Genomic DNA, 17,473 nt, shown 5'->3' on the forward strand with positions numbered 1-17,473 from the left:
GACTGGTCAAAGGCCTGTGGTTTCCAAGGCAAGGCCGCCACAGAGGCCCAGAAGGCGGCAGGCACGCCGCGCAAGCCGCTTCTGTCGTTTAAGCTGCGGGATCCAAAGCCCCCTACTCTTTCGCGAGGAGCTAATCCGCTACGATGGTGGCATTGTCGGCTACATCTCCTCTGGGGTCCGGAACTTTACCCTGGGGTCATCGATAGGACTCGGCTACGTCAACCACGCTGGTGGAGTCAGTCGCGGGTGGATCGACTCGGGAAGCTGGCAGATCGAAATAGACGGCGAGCTGTTCGACGCCGACGCATCCCTGCAGGCTTTCTTCGATCCCAAAGGCCTCAGGACGAAGATCTAGCCCCGCAGGCTGCAAGGTCCGAACGTACTCGGCCCTGTCCAGCTGTATCGCCGTCAGTGCTGCAGTGATGGCGTCGATTTGCGCCATCCATCCAGCTTGGTCGCAATCATCGGATGTCTCATCATCGGGCACGGCGTTTTTCGTCAGCGCCGACGGATGGCTGGTCACTAACGCGCACGTCGTCGACGGTTGCAAGAGCGTAACGGTGGTCGGCCGAGGTGAGGTCACCGACCTTAAGGTCGACGTTCAAAAGGACTTGGCTGTTGACAAGAGTGCTGGCGCCGTACCGGCTGTCCTCAAGTTGACGAATTCTGAGCCGCGGCTGGGAGAAGACGTCGCGGCGTTCGGCTACCCGCTAACGACCGCCCTGTCGAGTTCAGTGAAGATCACGACCGGCAACGTGAACTCGCTACTCGGAATCGGTGACGACTCCCGCTACCTGCAGATTTCTACGCCAATTCAACCAGGCAATTCCGGCGGTCCCCTCGTAGATCGAAGCGGTGCGGTCCTCGGTATCACGACGGCGGTCCTAAACGACCGCGCGACCGGCACAGATAATGTGCCCCAGAACGTCAACTTCGCCGTCAGGGGAAGTGCGGTTCGATCGTTCCTTCAGAGCCGAGGCGTGGCATTCGATGCCGTCGATGCCATCGGGCCGCACCTGGAGACTGCGGATCTCGCAGAGAAAGTCGCACCAGCTGTGGTGCTGGTCCTCTGCCATAGTCGTGAGAGTGCTGCTGTCACCGACGCGGCGCCCGCTACGAGCAGCCCCGCCCCCGAGCCCTACGTGGCGTCGCGACCCTTCCGCAGCGTTGACGATTACGACGTGATTGGTTTTGACTACGCGACGCTGCGAAACGTTTCCGAGGCTCAATGCCACGCAGCCTGCAATGCTGATCGTTCTTGCCGAGCTTCGACCTACAACAAGCTGGCTCGATTTTGCTTTCTGAAGAGCGACGCCAAGTTGCTCGTGAAGAACCCGGATGCGTCGGCCAGCGTGGCCGAAGAACTGAGTTCTAGCGTGCTGGTGTCCACGTTCGCCGTCGCTTCTGGTCGTGACATGGTGGGCGGCGACTACGCGCGCATAAAGACAGATTTCGTGGGATGCTACATTGTGTGTGAGGCCAATCTGCAATGCCGCGCCTTTGCGTTCGTGAAGAAGAAGCCTACGTGCTGGCTGAAGGATCGGTTGGGGTCGCTTTCGGCAGAGCTGGGCGTCGATCTCGGCGTCAGGTGAACCCGCCTCGCTCGCGGCGCGCGCCTTCCGCCTCGTCAAAGACCCGGAGCTAGACGATGATTCGTGCCTTCCTTGTCGTGACGATCGCGACCCTCTTCGAAAAAGCCGCTCGCTATCGTCCTCGCAGGCCACAACGGTTCAGGAAAGTCCACGATGTGGCGGAAAGTCCTGTCGGATCGTCTGCAAATTCCACTCATCAATGCTGACCGGATGATGCTGTCGATTCTGCCTGAAACGGGCAGCGATGGGGCTCTTGTTCCCGGGCACAATCTCTCAGGGATACCGATAGAAGCTGGATGAAGGTGGCGCAGGATGGCGTTCAAGCTTTCGTCGGCCATGCGATGCAGTCCAAAGTTCCCTTCGCTATGGAGACGGTCTTTTCGTATTGGGAAGAGCTTCCGGATGGCATCGTTCATTCCAAGCTCGATCTCATCCGTGACATGCAGGCAGCAGGCTATTTTGTTCTGCTGCTATTCGTCGGCCTCGCCAATGTCGAACTTTCAATCCTGCGCGTTCAGACTCGTGTCGCGGAACATGGGCATGACGTTGAGACGGAGCGGCTGCTGCGCCGGTTCCCGAAAACCCAAAGAGCCATCGGGGCAGCGTCAATGATTGCCGATGCATCGGTGTACGTAGACAACAGTCGAGGAGGGGTTGGCCTTCACGGTCTGCCGTGTGCAAGTGGGCGAACAGTGCCTGTACGATCTGAGGCAGACGGGCCGCTCGGTACCATCGGCGATCGCACAATGGATTGATATCGTCAGCCCGCAAGCATGAAACGCAACAGCTTCTCCTTTGACAGCAGCCCGGCATCCTCGAGCGCCTCGAAATCCGGCAGTCGCGCAGCGTCTCAAGCCCGAACTCCAGCAGGAATTCTTTGGTGGTGACGTAGGTGTAGGGCGCGCCGGGTGTTGGGCTGCGCGGACCGGAGGCGATCAGACCGGCACCGCGCAGATGGCCGATCAGGTCGACCGCTATTGCGGCGACGGGTATGGAGACAGAGTGGGCCAACTCTTTGCGAGGTCGATACCAACTGTGGCAAGCTCGGACATAGATGGCTCCTCTGCTAGGGACGATAACATCCCGACTATGGCGCAATACGACGCCGGGAGAAACTCAAGGCGCTGCTGCGCAAGAAGGCGGCCAGAACCTTCAACGCCCTCTCAGACGCTCTCGGCGAAATCTGCCACCTTTTTGACCCGACACAGTGTCGAAACTTCTTCAAGGCTGCCGGATATGAGGCCGATTAAGCGCGACACGCGCTTTAATCGGCGTCCGCTGCCAGGGGCACGCAAGCTGCGGCGATATTTGGAGAAGTTCAGCTGCCGATCTCATCCCGAACTTCGCTGAACGCCACCGTTCTCGGGAGGTCGTTCAAGCCCTTCGTTGAGTCAACCATCAATCAGGCAATCGCCAAGCGGTTTGCCCAAGAAGCAACAAATACAATGGACGCCGCGTGGCGTCCAACTGCGAACGCGCATCCTCGACGGCACGCTCGACAGCGACTTCAAGCGCTGGCGAGAAACGGCTGAGACCAGAAAATGCACCCAAGCTGGCCGCCTGACGACCCCCAGCTTTTTCATGCTCCCCTTCCTGATCAGCACTCGCCAATACGCGTCAGTCGCAACATCTCCTTCAAAAAAATTCATAGACTCTTAGCAATTCCAAACGGCTGGGCAGGGTAGACCTATCGCAACATCTTAGGTCAGCGGGTCAACGCCATTGTGCCATGTAGTCTCCGGCCGCCGAACGCGGCAAGTCACTTTAAACAGGACGTCAAGAAGGATGCTCACCTCTGTAAAGGAGCGTATATATCATACTTAATATAATGATACGGCTATCAAATAATTATCAAATGTACAAGCCGTGAATCCAAATAGAAAAGGTGTCTAACAAGTTGCCTTTCTTTTTATCATTCATGATTATTACCAATGATGACACTGTCAATCGCCTAAGGACGGCGGCATTTATTATGCGACGCGCAAGCAGAGACGATAGATCCACTCACTCATCCAGGCACTCAGACGAGACCGCTCTATTCGGAACTAAGTCTGTGACTTTCGCTGAGATTTCAGATGAGGACCACTGCCTCGTCAAGCGGAGGCGAATTGGCTGCTGCAATCGTTACTTGCGGCCGCGAGCGAGAATTGTCGGAACAAGGCCAAGCTCATGAATTGCCGTCTCGCCGTCCCGGTGACCACGCACGGCCCGGTTGATCGGAGGGGTGAGGATTCGACCAAAGGCAACTGCGGCCAAACGAATCGGTTTGCAATTCCGGCTTCGCCGAAACGCGGATTGTGCTGTGCTGACCCCGGTTTCTCCCAAGAGCCTCAGTGGCACCGACATGCAGAGCCGATGCCCGCGAGGAAGCTCGCAGAACACTACCCTCCCAAGAGGAGAGACAAACGGCTGAGCCTGCTTGCGGCTGGAAGAAGGCAAAAGAGTACGTGGGATCGCAGCTAATGAAACGTCGTAACGCCGCGCGGCAACGGCAGATGCCGAACCTTGCATCGATCGACCTGAACCTGCTGATCGTGCTTGAGGCGCTGCTGGAGTACCGTAACGTAACTCGTGCGGCCCACCACGTTGGCCGAAGCCAACCGGCAACCAGCCGGGCGTTGGCAAGGCTGCGCGGCCTGTTCGATGACGATCTCCTGGTTCGCGCCTCAACCGGATTGACTCCGACGCCGCTCGGCGATCGCCTCGCCGAAATGCTGCCGGCAGCGTTAGATTCGATCAGTGAGATCGTAACGAGCCGCTCCGCCTCCCCGGAAAGGCGGTGGAAGGCAACGATCATGTTACCCGACCATCAAGCGCTGCTCTTGCTGCCGCGGCTGTACGAGCGCGGCATTCATCTCGACATTGCCACCGATCGGCTCCTCAGCGATGCCGCGAGCCGGCTTGAGCAGGGTGAGATCGACCTGGCGATCGGGCAGATTGACGCCGCTCCCCCTGGCTACATGCGGCGCAGCCTGTACACCGACCGCTTTGCTTGCCTGGTACGCCACGAACACCCAGCCGTGACACGGGGATGGACCAGGGAGAATCTCGCGTCGCTCCGCCACGCGGCCATCTCCTCGAACTTCAACGGCGGTTTCGGCCTGATCTATGATAGCCTGGCTAGGTTAAGCTTGCCGGACCAAGACCCAATGCTGGTTTCCGACGTGCTGACGGCTGCCCTAGTGATCTCGACAACCGACATGGTGCTAATCGTACCGCAGCTCGTTGCTGCGCGACTCGCCGCCATGCTGCCGCTGACGGTCGTCGACCCGCCTGTGCAACTGCCGACCTATGAGATTGGGTTGATTTGGCACGAGCGTTGCCATCACGACCCGGGCAATAGTTGGCTGCGCCGCGAGATCGCCGCCGCGCTGAGCCCCCACAACAAAACCGTCGAAACAAACCGAGGCCCGACGGCCGAATGTTTCGTCACATCGCAATAGCGTTGAAGTCGGGCATGCCAGTCAGGGCCAGGATGGCGCGTTCGGTTGCAGATTGATAAAGCCGTCGTTCTCTAGGGCGCGGATGTTGCGTGCGAGGATTTGATGCGCTTTAGGCCGTTGATGATGTCGGCGAGCCCCGCCCGCAGCGTCTGCCCGATGGTGCCCGGGCCGAGGTCCATTGGAGGATTATCGAGCAATGCAACAGTCGCGTTGCTGTCGAGATAGCTGAGCTTGCTATGGACTGTGGCTTCGAGGCGCTCAATCGCGCCTGGCATTGCCTCGCCTTCTTCCTCGATGAGGGCGGTGAGTTGATCCGAGAGCTCATCATTGAACTGCAGGAAGATGTCGTCGACACGCCTCCAGCTTCCGCCACGGGTTTCCACATCGATCAGCCGGTTGATCCTGCTCTTTACGTCGTCCCTCAGTGTCAACGCAGTGCCGAGACACGCCTCCCATGTGTCCTTGATGTTTTCGACCAAATTCACGATGACCTTCTTGCCTTTCTGATGGTCGGTCACTTTGACGCCAAGCAGATCAACGAGGTGATCATCGTTGCCAAGCCGCTGCTCCACCACGGCGATCAGACGCTCGACAATCTCGCGCCTGCGGGCTGCATCGCCTTCCTTGGGCCATTGCGACGACACTATCATCGCGATTTTTTCAGAATTCGCCTCCGCCAGGGCAAAGGAAAGCTGTCGCTCTTGGGCCTTGGCCTTGGCCAGGCGAAACAAGGTCTCTATCACCTCGTCCTGTTTGAGGGAGTTGGTCGGGACTCTGTTAAGATCTATGCCGTTTACCGCGATCTCTTCCGGGCCGGAGCCGTGTGTCTCGTCCTGGACCACGCCGTCGGCCGTCTCGTCCACGTATTGGAGATTTCGCAGATTCTCAGGACATGCCAACATCAGCATTAACCGGCTGGTGGAGTTGTGCAGCTTTGCCTCCTGCTCGTCCGGGGGCGTCGCAGCCAGCATCGGCCCAAGCCAATCGGTAACTTTCTTAGTCAATCGGGCCAACTCGGCGGTCTGGCCCGCGCCGATTTGCTCGCTCAGACTTAGAACGTGATTGGAAATTGTTGCCGCCGCGCTGGCAACGCCCTGCTTCAGCACGTCCGAAAGAGGCCGCTGCGAATGCCCTTCCGCTTCGCTCCGGTCTATCCCCTCCCCGTTTTCGACACGTTCCGAAAGGGTATCCTCGGCGTTCTTGACGGTGTTCGTCGGTTGTTCATCGTCGTCTGCCGGGAGATATTGAGAGTTCGTCATGACAGTGCCTTCAAATAACCGAACGTCTTGTTCCGTTAACACTCCAGCTTCTTCCATGTCGGGTAGCCTCAGGCCGAAGCCCCTGAAATACTCTTTCATCCTCCTTTTCACCTGCTGGAATCCGGCTTTGCCTCCGCGGGCAAGTCGCAGAAGGATAACGCCGTCTTCGTTCATCTTGCCTGTGCCGCGCTGCAGAAGCGCAAAGCCGTCTGCTTTACCATCCTCACCGGTTTCATAAGGCATTTTTTTCAGGATTCCGACCAGACTATTGAGCCCGCTCTTCTTCACCAGCACGACAGCTTTCTCCTCCGGATCCCCGATTGTGCCAACGGCAAAACAGAACTCCACATCGGCTTTGCCTTTGGTCTGTTCGATCAGGTTCAGGAACGTCAGTGCTCTTTGCCTGTTATGGGCCTTAGCCATTGTTTGTCTCCAGTTCATCCTGTCCTTGATTATGGTGTGTCGGGTGAAGGGTGGGACAGGATCCGCTCACCCATCAAAGTAACTGGCGTCTTCAGCTCGCCTCTGAGTTCATTGTTTGATAGGCTCGGGCAGATTGGTGGCTCCCGACTCAATTTGGCGGATCGCAACGCCCGCCTGATCGTCTTTTTCCAAGCAGTCCGAACCCGTCAGCCCTTGGGTCTGGCTGAGCGAACGATACAGTTCGCCGAGATTCTGGAGCGCACTGTCGATCGGCGCCTGCCCGCTCACCTGACTATTCGGCAGTATGTCGACGCGTTGGTGCAGCCACCTAAGATGATCGTCCATATAGAGCCGGACGTAAGCTTCAGGCTTGTCCGCGACCGCTCGCGAGCGGATCAGTTCCGCAACGTCAGTTGGTGGTGCCTCGCTCTTTGCGACGCCGTTACCTTTCGTCATTCCGTCCTCGGGGGCCGGTCGCTGCTCGAGCCTTAACTTTTGCGCCGTCGCGACAAGGAACCGCAGCATCGGCGACGTCGGCGCGGTCGGCGTATCCAAGGTTCGCAGCGCGTCATCCATGGTGCCAATTGGGCGCAGAGACACATCGCCAATGAGCTGGTCCCGGCGGAACGCGAACTCCCGGGGGTGGAGGTCTGCCGCCGGGCGCCGCAGCTGCTGGCTCACGTCACCGGCCGCGGCCGGCGCGACTGCCTGTGCATCGAGCACCCAGCTTTCTGCAGCGACAGCGTCAGCCACCTGCGGCAGCAAGTGCAGGAAAGTCCCGTAGAAACCCATTCGTGTATAAAGGCCAGGAATTTTAGCACTGAGCGGCTGTCCCGATTTACGGACCAGGACGGTTTCCGCTAACGGCGCGGCATGGTCGTCCAGACTCGAAGTGGGCGGCTGCGAGGCCGCGGGACTGGTCGCGATGATGTCGAACACGCCGCGGGGCATCGAGACGGCCTGCAGTTTCGCGCGGCTCTTCTCGATCAGTTCACTATTAAGCGCTACATGAGGTAGTGGCGGGTCCAGGAGGGCGTCGAGGTGATCAGCGAGCGCGTGCCGAAGATCGGCGTCCGCTTCGGCCGGAAACATCACGCGCCAGTCAACAGCCATCCAGTTCTTGACGACCTCGCGCTGGAGCGGAGCCTGCTTACCCAGCATCAGGTAGACATTCAGTACCTCGTAGAGAAACAAAGGATCGTGTGTTTCCGCAAGTAATGTTTCCAAGCGGGAGATCAGCCGTGGCAGCAGGACAGTATTGAGAGCGCGGTGGTACGCCGCGCGCGCTTGAAGCGAGATTTTCTTGCTTTGGTCGAGACCCAATCCCGCGAGGCGATCGCCCGCCGTGTCGCCGTCGGCATTGCCGCCCCTGATATTGCGTAGCCGCTGGAGCAATGGCAGGATGGGTCGAAGCTCGCTGTTATCAACCCGGTCGAGGTTCAGCTTCTTGGCCTCTGCGGCATAGCTGTCAGCTGTTAGACGAACGCTCTCGATCAGCGTGACGTTTCGAACATAGGTGACCGTCCAGAAGACGCCAGCGGCGATCATGGCCGCCGCACCGATCGCATAGACGCCATATCGGACCCGCCGCTGACGCCGGAGGAAGCGGGGATCGGCATCGACGAGCTCAGCTTCGGCGAAAACGACATCGCGGAGCAGCCGGCCGATGAAATAACTGCGCCGCGGGCCAGGGAGCCCAGGACAAGGCGGCCTAGCGACCTCGAATATCTGAGATCTGGCCTCCGCAACACGATCAAACCGCGTGCCGACTTGCGTCCCGCTTACGAAGTAGACGCCGCGGAGCATAATCGGCTCCTGAAACGGATTCCGGGCGAATGCCTCCTGCAAGAACTGCTCGGTCACATACTTCAGGCTAGCAACCTGCTGTGGAAAGTCGAATATGAGTGCGCGACCTTGGGGGTTACTTTCTTGCTGCATTCGTTCAAGCAGCCGTTCGTTCAGGCGGCCAACCAGCGCATCGTATGCTGGTATGTAAGACTCCATCGGATCGCCGTCGCCCTCCGAAGGCTCTCTCGCGAATGTGAATCCGCACACGGCCTCCGTCCCCTCGCCACCAAGTTCACCGAAGAACTCGACAAATCCCGCCGCCAGATCACTCTTGGTGAATAGAACATAGACCGGCAGCTGCAGGCGGAGCTCCCTGTTTAGTTCAAGGAGCCGCTGACGGATGCAACTGGCTTGGTCGACGCTCACGTCGTCGGATGTCGAGTTCAGGTCGCTGATTGCGATGGTTACCAAGACCCCGTTCAGCGGCTGGCGCGGCCGATAGCGACGGAGCAGCCGAAGCAAGCCGCGCCAAGCCGCTTTGTCCCGCTCTGAATCGCTTTCATGAATCGTGTAGCGGCCGGCGGCGTCGATCAGCACCGCTTCGTCGGCAATCCACCATTCGCAGCTGCGCGTTCGCCCGAGGGCTCTCCGGCTGGACCTGTCCGCCAGCGGAAAGCTGAGCCCGCAATTGACGATTGCGGTGGTCTTGCCCGATCCGGGGGGGCCGATGACCAGATACCATGGCCGCTGATAGAGCCAGCTCTTGCCGACGATTCCGGCCAAGCGGCGCCCCTTGAGGATAGTAAGGGTCTCGCGGAGACGAAGGAGTGTCGTCTGCAGCTCCTTTTCAGCAGCCGTGCCAGCTCGGACCACGTCGGGGTCGGAACTCGCGGGATTCGCCTTCTTTCGCTCTGCCCCAGTCCCGTCCAGCGCGTCGGACACTTGTGATTGGACGAGGTCTTCGAAATAAGCCCGAACCCCGTCGAGTTTAGACTGAAGCGCGACGCCCACGGCATATCCGAGAATCACCATCGACGCCGCAATTTGACTGCCGAGGTCGTCGAGTGGCGTAGATTCACCGACCGAGATGTGCGGTCCGAGGATGAAGATTAAAGCACAGGCGATGCCCGCCAAGCTGACACGCACCCATAGCGACCGAAGCGTCTTTCGGATTGACTTCATGGCTGCCTCTCAGCGTGTCTTCCTGATGATGATTTCGATGCGACGGTTCTGCGCGCGGCCTTCGGGCGTATTGTTCGGCGCGATCGGCTCCGCGCGGCCTTTGCCTTCCTCTCGCACTCGCCCTGCGTCGCTCATCATGGATTTGATAATCTCGCCAGCCGCCTTGGCACGGGCAAGCGAGAGGTAGTGGTTTGAAGGAAAGACGAGCGATTGGATGGGCATGGCATCGGTGTGCCCGATCAGGACGACCGTTCCTGCCTCATCATTAAGAGATTGGCCGATCCGCAGAAGAAGCGGCACGAATGTTTTTTTCACCTTCGGACTCGCAGAATCGAACATCCCTGCGGCGTGGATGGTGACGACGACCTGCTGCGCGTCCTCGCTCACAGTGACGAGTCGATCATGGATTTCGGGCTCGAGAAAGTGACGCAGTCGATCGCCGCGCAATGCAACGGCTGGTTGCGGTACGATCCTCACCACGCTCCCTGTGCCGTTCGGCGGCAATTTCGCGAGATCGTTGAGGACTGTGTCAGCGCGGGCATTTAGTGCAAACAGGAGCCCGGTATAGATCGACAGGAGGACACCCGCCAAGAGCGCTACGACGACCCAGATCGGAACGAATTTGCGGCGCAGTTTCCGATCTTCACAGTCCCCGCGCCAGTGCAGGGACAGGTCGCGCTCCAAATCACCGCGGCCTCGGCGGATCAGACGGTAAACGTCTTCGCAAAGTACGCTGAGCTCGGCGGCTCCGCGCATAGTGACCCGGTGTCGGCCCTTAAAGCCCAACCTTATGCAGTAGTAGAGCAGTTCTAGGAGTTCGAGATTGGCGCGCGGTTTTTTTCTCAGGTGCGCCATCACGTCGAAAAAACGGTCGCCACCGAAGGTATCGCCAAACAGTGATCCGACCATGCTCCGTGTCATCCAGACGCTGTGGCTGCCCCAGCGTGTGTTGAGAACAACGTCATCGATTGTCGCGCAAAGGGCGTATTTGCAGATCTTGATCGCTGGGGAGGACAGTCCAAGCGGCATGATACGACGCTCAAAGGCACCAATCTCTTGCAACACTTTCAGGCGCAATCCCTCAACGTCGGAATGGCTGCCACCGCGCTTGAGTTGAGCGCAAAGGCCCAGCAGCGCCGCCGCGGCCGCGATCAGCGGATTAGGTTGATGGAGCGCAAGCGTCTCCCAGAAAGACTCGTTTGGTGCCGCCGCCGGCGGCGGAGGGATTTCCAGCGGCTTCTCGGCTGGCAAACGGGCCGGTGGCTGGTAAATTGGGATCGTTTTTTCAATCAACATCACCCCCCAGCTCATGCCTCTCGGAATGGGCGCTCTCGTCACGGCCCTGTGCCGGGTGCAGGTCGCCGACGCCCTCGCGATACGCGGATTCGAAGTGGGCGTCGAAGCTTCGGAGCTTATCAGTTTCGATGCTTGAGACGACTTCATCCAGGACACGGCCGAACGCATCCCAGCTTGCCGCCTTATGTTTGCTGGGCCAGATTGAACGGGTCCGCCCCAGCGCCCTTTCGATCGCTGATGGGGAGAGACGTTCACGGACACAGAACAGAGCCTTCTGCATAGTGGGCGCCCCAGGAAACTGTTTTGCTAACAGGCCCGAATGGCCCACAGTGCCATTTCGAGCTTGGGGAAGTCGCCGGCGACGTGCAGGGTCAACGCGGCGGAGCGAGGCAAGTCCATCCAGCAGCGGCTGTGCGGATCGACCTCGAAGTAGGTGAATCCAGCATGGAACGGAATCTGACGCGGCGCGACCGATATGGGATTGATGGTGATGCCCGGCAATGCGACTTTGACGAGTTCTTCGATCTTCTCGGCCGGCCCGATCTTGACATAGCGCGGGAACTCGCGTCGGAGTCGCTCGATCTCGACATCGGCCCGAGCGGCCAGCACGAAGCTTGCGGTCGTAAACAGCGACCGATCGGTCACCTCGGCGATATGGAACCCATATTTGTGCGGCCGTAGCGGCACCGGCTCCGCCGTCTGTTCGGGTATGGCGTTTAGTGACGACCGAATAGACTGGATCACAGGCAAAAAAGTATGCGCGAGAGCGTGGTGCTTGTAGTCACCGAAGGTCTGAGTACGTTTCTCAACCAGGGCAAAGGTGGCTAGTTCGCCCGCCAGTTGGAGCATGACGCCATACAGTGATTCCGGGTTTACGACCGCTGCCTTGGAAAGGTGGGAGAAGTAGGGCTCGTAACGATTGATCGCCTGTAGCAGAAGGAAATCGGCGATTTCCGCGATCCCATGCGTCCCCGAGTGCGAAACTCGCGCGGCCAAAGCCTCACCACGATGGTGAAGCAGGCCAGTGATCTCGGTGATGTAGTTCGAGAGGACGTGGGAGCTGGCACAGTCGGGAGTTGGCGCGACGTGCGCCTCATCGAGAATGACTTGCCGGTCGGCCCGGACTTGCATGATACGGGCGATCGGGAGGCAAGTGAAGGCTGACCGATCCGCCGCGTCCGGCAAGAGCTGAAACCGCAGCTGCGCCACCTCAATGGAGGCGCTGCCCCTTTCGCCGGCATTTGTGTCGATGATATCCTGACTTACGCCCGCGAAGCGGATCGGCACGTCAGCTTCCGCTCGCACGTCGGTTTCAACGGCCCCGCTTCGATGAAGCGGTACCGCCAAATGGATGAGCGAATCCCGAAGGTACTCCGGAACATCGTATGGAGTTGGCTGGTCGGCGTCATCGGGGATGCTGAACGGCGTGCCATCCTCCAAGACGCCACATGCCGTTTCGACAGCGATCTTGCCGAGAGCGAGTAGTTCGCGATTGATGCGGAGCTCAGTGATGCCCCAGCCATAGCCATGTAGAGCGGCAGTCCTGCCGCGCAGCAACTTTTCCACGTAACGGTCGTTCTGCTGAAAGTGCTGCGGTCGAAGAAACAGGCCTTCCGACCACACCACCCTGTTTTCTAAAGACACCTTAACTGCCCCGCGTCTGACGCACCGATGATTCAACCGCAGCGGCAATTTAGCAGGCTTCTACTGCTCCCTAACATGCGTAGCCGATATGCAACCATTCGCGGCCCGAATGCAGTGTCTGGGGTCGCCAAAAGAGGCTGCTGGCTGCCGCGATTTGCCATACAGGGCTCTCGGATTGAGATAACGGATGCCGTTTCTAATGCGACATCGCCAATTCCAATCTGATGCCGCGTGCGGATTGCTGAATTCGGGGGCGGGCAAGCGTCGATCTAGCCCTTCTGGCGTGCCGCGAGTGGTGGGCCGGAGCGGCAACCGAAACCGCCCAACTGCGTGTTGGTGCTTACGCGTCCACGTGACGGCCAGCGAGCTGATCTTCAGTGTATTAGCGCCGGCGGACGCTGACGGGTGCGAACAAGATCACGTATCTAACACTACTTTGGCAGTTTAGGTTTGACGGCGTCTGCGAGCAGCTTCTCACAGGCGATCTCCTCCGGCTCACGGACTTCGTCACGGGCCGCAAGGAGGCGGCGACGGTATTCCTCGGCCATGCGGCGCGGATCCTCCAGGAGACCTTTGACTTGATCCCACACCGCTTCTTCCAGGTGATCGCCGCGCACCTGCGGGTTGTCGCAAACGGGGTGGCCGCTGAAGCGATAACCGTCCGTACCGATACAGCGATAGTAGCGCAGCGTGTCCGTCGGGTCGTATTTGCGGGCGCGAGGTGCGCGCTTGCCATAATAGGCGTAGCCGCAACGCCGGCACACCGCGAGGCCCTGCAGCAGCCAGTCCGAGCTCGGCGTGCGTTGGCGCTTGCGCTTCCGGTTCTCCTCAAGCTGAGCATGGACCGCCTCGAATTCGGTCGGATCGACGAGCGGGGGAACAGGAATTTCGATCCACTCTTCAGGCGGTACGGGAACGCGCGAAGTGGCGTGCGGCGAGGGTTGTGAGTGGCCGCGGATCGGCCGCAACCGCGGTCGTGGCGGCACGTAGCGGGCTCGCCCGAAAGCGGCCCGTCCGATATAGGCGGGATTGGCGAGCATGCCGCGGATCGTGGAGGCGTACCAATGCGTCGTTCCTGTCCGCGTCCGGCAGCCGATCTGCTCGAGCCGGCGGCATACCCCTCGCAAGCTCATGCGATCCAGGCCGACCCATGCGAAGATCAGTCGAACAATGTGTGCCTCCTCCTCCACGACCTCAAAGCGTGCCAGGCCGCCACTCTGGTCGCGGCTCACATAACGGTAGCCGAAGGGAGCACCCGTCAGCGCGCTGACGGAGCCGGAGCGTGCCGCGTGACGGCGACCACGCCGGCTCCGCTCGAGGATTTTGGCCCGTTCATATTCGGCGATCACACCCTGAACCTGAAGCAATAGATCATCCTCGGCCGTGCCACCAATGGGGCGGTTGAGGAACACGATCTCCACACCGGTACGACGAAACTCGTCGATCAGCAGCGCCTGATGGGCATAGCAGCGGGCGAGCCGATCGGGGGCGTGGACATAGAGACGGTCGACTTGGCCACCGGCAACCGCATCCCTCAGCCGTTCCAGCGCCGGTCGAAGCAATGTCGAACCACTGTAGCCGTCATCCACGTAGCTGTAACCTGGCTCAAGCATGAAGCCGTCGGTGGCAATGCGTTCCTGCAACGCAATCACCTGACTTGCAATCGTGTTATCGCGCGCCTGCGCCTCGCTCGACACCCGCGCATAGAGCGCACATTGCGTCTCGGTCATTGCTCACCTCCCGATCTCGTCATCGCTTTCGTCACCTTCGATGAGGGGTCCGCTCGACGCTTCTGCCGTTGCTTCGTGCGCCGTATCGTCGGCACAAGATGGGCGTAGGCCTCGAGCAGATGTTGGGGGCCGGTTCTTGTCGCTTCGAACGACACCTGCATGCGCAGCACAGGGCGATCCTTGCGCCGGACCATGTGCGCCTCCATCGGCCGGCTCGCAGCTCGGCCGTCGATGGCGCATTAAATCCCCAGTTGGCTCTGATTCGGCCGCGACAAATCGACTCGCATCCCAACCGCGGCGAACCTCAACAAGCGACCGCATACGGCGTGGACGCTCAATGCGCACCGACCACTCGAAACCAAACTTGGCAACATTGTACAGCGGACCACGACCCATCGGCGCGGCAGGACTTCGAAGCCGTTGGCGCTGTCCGACCGCTTGACGATCTCCATCGTGAACGTTCCGAGCTTTTGCAGGGCGCCGCGCAGTTTCGGCCCCGCATAGTCGCCATCGGCAAAGACATGGCGCAGCCACGGCCAGCGCTTGAGGATGGATTTCAAGACGGCCGGCGCGCCGTCGCGGTCTTGAATGTCGGCGGCGTGAACGACCACGCCGACCATCAGGCCCAGCGTGTCGACGACGATGTGGCGCTTGCGGCCCATGATCTTCTTGCCAGCGTCGAAGCCTCGTATTCCGCCGCTTTCGGTGGCCTTGACCGTCTGGCTGTCGATGACGCCGGCAGACGGGCTTGCTTCCCTGCCTTCGCGTTCGCGCGCCGCCATGACGAGTTCATTGTTGATGGTGCGCAGCAGTCCTTCGTCACGCCAGCGCCAGAAGTATTTCTGCACCATCGAGAACGGGGGGAAGTCCTTGGGCAGAAGCCGCCATGCTCCGCCCGACGAAGCCATGTAAAGCAGCGCGTTCACAACCTCGCGCAGGTCCGTCTTGCGGGGGCGGCCGATCCGGTTCGGCGCCGGCATCAGCGGCTCGATCAGCGCCCACTCCGCGTTCGTCAGGTCGCTTGCGTAGCGCGGGCAGCGCCGTTCATAGTGAGGGCGAGTGGTTTCGGTCCAGGGCATCGTGATCTCCGTCGAATCTCAGCAATCCGACTGAATCACAACCCGCTGAAATCACTCACTTCTTTTTGGAGCAGATACTTAGAGCCGCGGCGGTCCACCAAATGCCTTCTGGATCAACGGCGAAGCAGCGGAATCCGACGCTGCACGCATCGAACCACCTGCGAATGATCGCCAAGCAACATCGAATGCCGTCGAGGCCGGTCCTTCCCAATGGTATCGGTTAAAGCGCGGGCCTGTCTACGTAGAAGGCCCGACACTATCACCAATACGCTTCGAGAGGTTCCTTCCACCATAAAACTCTTCCGCTGCCTTTCGGCAGACAACCGTGTAGAACTCATCCGCATCCTCGATGGTGTAGCCAGCGCCCGCGAAACAGCCGCGCGCTATCTCGTGAAGCGTATGCCGCATTGAACCCGTGTCATCGTACACTGCGTTGACGCACGCAATGATTACCATGACCTCTTCCTTCGAGAGCCGCTGCCGACCACTCATTAAACGAGCGTGGTTGATGCAGGCGACGGCATTGGCGCATGTGAATGAATCGCCCAGTCCAGAGCAGTCCTCGAAACCATTACCCTGCTCGTTCAACTTGAAATGCGCGATGGGCAGGTATTTCATGTCCGCGATTTGCGGATGGTTCAGATCCGCGACCACTGCGGGCTCCTGACCCGATCGGATCTCCTGGAGCCGGGTTTCGAAATTGTGCAGCCACGGACCCACCAAGCTAGTGTTGCGCTGCAGCTTGTTCTTGTCGGGTTTCTCGAACATCAGAGTCGAATCGAGCTTCTCAGTCTCCACCGGTGACAGGAAGCCGTGCTCAACCAGAGTCTTCATCACGACCTTTTCGGCATGGCCCCAGTGCGCAGCATAGACCTGTCTAAAATTAAGAATGGCTTGGCCGGCCGCGAACTGAGCTTCCTCGCCAAGCCCGCAGTCCTTGTCGAGGAGTGCTTCGAGTGTCTCGTTGCATCGCTTGAGAGTTACGCCCTTCTCGCTGCGGATGGTATCGTGGAAGTGCCGGGCACCCTTGTTCACGAAGGGATGAGTGATTGACCTTGACGTGTAGCCGTAGGCACCGGTCTTCTCGTTGAGTACGCCTGTCAAAGCGTACTTGTTCTTCTGATCGTACAGCTGGCTCTTTGTAAGGTCCGGATCCTTGGGGACTTGCGGCGGCCTGTACTTGGTCACGCACTCATTTTTAACAAGATGACCCTTCATGCACGCCAGGTTCAGAATGAGTGACGCGCGCGCCTGCTCATCGTCCACGAGGCGCGCGACGTGCACGCGGGTCGCCGCCCGGTAATCAATCAACGTTGCAAATTGATTGTTGCCACAGGTACGGATTCGATCCGCGGTGCGCTCACTCGAACGCTGGGTTTCGGCGCCGGCGGCGTGATAGCTGTCATAATACTCCCTCGCTTTCGCGTGAGCGGTCCTGAGCCGCTCGTTGCTGGTGAAGCCCATTTTCCCGTCATGCAACGCCGTGGTGGACAGGAAGAAGTTGTTGGCGACTTCGTTGTAGGCGTAGCCCGCACCCGCGAGGAACAAGCCGTACTTAACCGCGCGCGCGGAAAGGCTCGATCCTTGCCCCGTTCCGCCTTTCCCCGCTCCTTTCCTGCCGAGCTCTCCCTCCGGATTCAGCAGTGCAGAATGCCTTGCAGGGGGTGGCGCCGTGCTCTGGGAACCAACCTCGGTGAGTGCACGAACCCAAGCGTAAAATACACTCCTCGCACTCGGATCCCCAGCCACTCCGTCAAGAAGCCGCTGGGTCCCCGTTAATGCGCCTTTAGGTTCTCTATTTCCACCCCTCATGTCGCCCTTACGACGCCTCCGCTTCGCCGCTTTTTGATCTGCCGCACAGATCGATGTCGCGGTTACCAAACACCTGGCGCGTCAGCTCGCCCTTAATTTCGCGGGCGATCTCGTTACGGATGTGAATCCGAGCTCCCGCTCGGCGTCAGCGTCGCCGGCACCGGTCAAACCTGCTCTGGCCAGTCATCGCTGCAGGCGTCTTGTTGCCTCTTCCCGATTCTCATT

11 protein-coding genes and 2 pseudogenes are annotated in these 17,473 nt (G+C 59.6%); 4 read left to right on the plus strand and 9 right to left on the minus strand.

From position 1 onward, the window contains the following. Nucleotides 1-16: 16 nt before the first annotated feature. From CGZ66_RS40965 to CGZ66_RS28255, 3 genes are all read left to right on the plus strand, one after another. Complete coding sequence (locus CGZ66_RS40965) at nt 17-355, plus strand: glycine cleavage T C-terminal barrel domain-containing protein (RefSeq protein ID WP_245331254.1); 339 nt, start codon at nt 17-19, stop codon at nt 353-355. Nucleotides 356-422: 67 nt separating this feature from the next. Next, complete coding sequence (locus CGZ66_RS28250) at nt 423-1,592, plus strand: trypsin-like peptidase domain-containing protein (protein ID WP_095090134.1); 1,170 nt, start codon at nt 423-425, stop codon at nt 1,590-1,592. 296 nt (nt 1,593-1,888) lie between these two features. After that, nucleotides 1,889-2,347, plus strand: coding sequence for a hypothetical protein (locus CGZ66_RS28255; protein WP_206073790.1), 459 nt, complete (start codon nt 1,889-1,891; stop codon nt 2,345-2,347). A gap of 5 nt (nt 2,348-2,352) precedes the next feature. Here the strand turns inward: CGZ66_RS28255 and CGZ66_RS28260 are convergent. Next, nucleotides 2,353-2,564 (minus strand): annotated as a pseudogene (locus CGZ66_RS28260) (SMC-Scp complex subunit ScpB); the annotation flags it as partial. 1,490 nt (nt 2,565-4,054) lie between these two features. Between CGZ66_RS28260 and CGZ66_RS28270 the strand changes: the two are divergent. Then, nucleotides 4,055-5,035: a LysR family transcriptional regulator gene (locus CGZ66_RS28270; RefSeq protein ID WP_095090136.1), complete on the plus strand. Its 981-nt coding sequence runs from the start codon at nt 4,055-4,057 to the stop codon at nt 5,033-5,035. A gap of 71 nt (nt 5,036-5,106) precedes the next feature. On the opposite strand, the gene CGZ66_RS28275 is transcribed toward CGZ66_RS28270, so the two are convergent. From CGZ66_RS28275 to xopAG, 8 genes and pseudogenes are all read right to left on the minus strand, one after another. Further along, nucleotides 5,107-6,717: a hypothetical protein gene (locus CGZ66_RS28275; protein ID WP_095090137.1), complete on the minus strand. Its 1,611-nt coding sequence runs from the start codon at nt 6,715-6,717 to the stop codon at nt 5,107-5,109. Between the two features lie 108 nt (nt 6,718-6,825). After that, entirely contained in the window at nt 6,826-9,639 is a 2,814-nt protein-coding gene (tssM, locus tag CGZ66_RS28280) for a type VI secretion system membrane subunit TssM (protein ID WP_245331255.1), read from the minus strand. A 57-nt stretch (nt 9,640-9,696) separates the two neighbouring features. Further along, nucleotides 9,697-10,983: a type IVB secretion system protein IcmH/DotU gene (icmH, locus tag CGZ66_RS28285; protein WP_245331256.1), complete on the minus strand. Its 1,287-nt coding sequence runs from the start codon at nt 10,981-10,983 to the stop codon at nt 9,697-9,699. Then, entirely contained in the window at nt 10,973-11,263 is a 291-nt protein-coding gene (locus CGZ66_RS39430; RefSeq protein WP_143748875.1) for a type VI secretion system-associated FHA domain protein, read from the minus strand. The genes icmH and CGZ66_RS39430 overlap by 11 nt, the downstream gene beginning before the upstream one ends. Nucleotides 11,264-11,289: 26 nt before the next feature. Beyond that, nucleotides 11,290-12,627, minus strand: coding sequence for a type VI secretion system baseplate subunit TssK (gene tssK, locus CGZ66_RS28290; RefSeq protein WP_095090140.1), 1,338 nt, complete (start codon nt 12,625-12,627; stop codon nt 11,290-11,292). Nucleotides 12,628-13,058: 431 nt separating this feature from the next. Further along, the gene (locus CGZ66_RS28295) at nt 13,059-14,357 is read right to left on the minus strand and encodes a recombinase family protein (RefSeq protein ID WP_245331257.1); all 1,299 of its coding nucleotides are present in this window, start codon (nt 14,355-14,357) and stop codon (nt 13,059-13,061) included. Between the two features lie 380 nt (nt 14,358-14,737). Beyond that, nucleotides 14,738-15,436 (minus strand): annotated as a pseudogene (locus CGZ66_RS28310) (IS5 family transposase); the annotation flags it as partial. 237 nt (nt 15,437-15,673) lie between these two features. Further along, nucleotides 15,674-17,248: a XopAG/AvrGf1 family type III secretion system effector gene (gene xopAG, locus CGZ66_RS28315; protein ID WP_280952831.1), complete on the minus strand. Its 1,575-nt coding sequence runs from the start codon at nt 17,246-17,248 to the stop codon at nt 15,674-15,676. Nucleotides 17,249-17,473 lie beyond the last annotated feature (225 nt).

Origin of the sequence: Mesorhizobium sophorae (genome assembly GCF_002270415.1) — a bacterium.
Taxonomy (GTDB): domain Bacteria; phylum Pseudomonadota; class Alphaproteobacteria; order Rhizobiales; family Rhizobiaceae; genus Mesorhizobium; species Mesorhizobium sophorae.

Coding starts and splice junctions, on each gene's coding strand:
- CGZ66_RS28250 (WP_095090134.1), top strand. CDS start 423: ATGGCGTCGATTTGCGCCATCCATCCAGCTTGGTCGCAATCATCGGAT.
- CGZ66_RS28255 (WP_206073790.1), top strand. CDS start 1,889: ATGAAGGTGGCGCAGGATGGCGTTCAAGCTTTCGTCGGCCATGCGATG.
- CGZ66_RS28270 (WP_095090136.1), top strand. CDS start 4,055: ATGAAACGTCGTAACGCCGCGCGGCAACGGCAGATGCCGAACCTTGCA.
- CGZ66_RS28275 (WP_095090137.1), bottom strand. CDS start 6,717: ATGGCTAAGGCCCATAACAGGCAAAGAGCACTGACGTTCCTGAACCTG.
- icmH (WP_245331256.1), bottom strand. CDS start 10,983: ATGTTGATTGAAAAAACGATCCCAATTTACCAGCCACCGGCCCGTTTG.
- CGZ66_RS39430 (WP_143748875.1), bottom strand. CDS start 11,263: ATGCAGAAGGCTCTGTTCTGTGTCCGTGAACGTCTCTCCCCATCAGCG.
- CGZ66_RS28295 (WP_245331257.1), bottom strand. CDS start 14,357: ATGACCGAGACGCAATGTGCGCTCTATGCGCGGGTGTCGAGCGAGGCG.
- xopAG (WP_280952831.1), bottom strand. CDS start 17,248: ATGAGGGGTGGAAATAGAGAACCTAAAGGCGCATTAACGGGGACCCAG.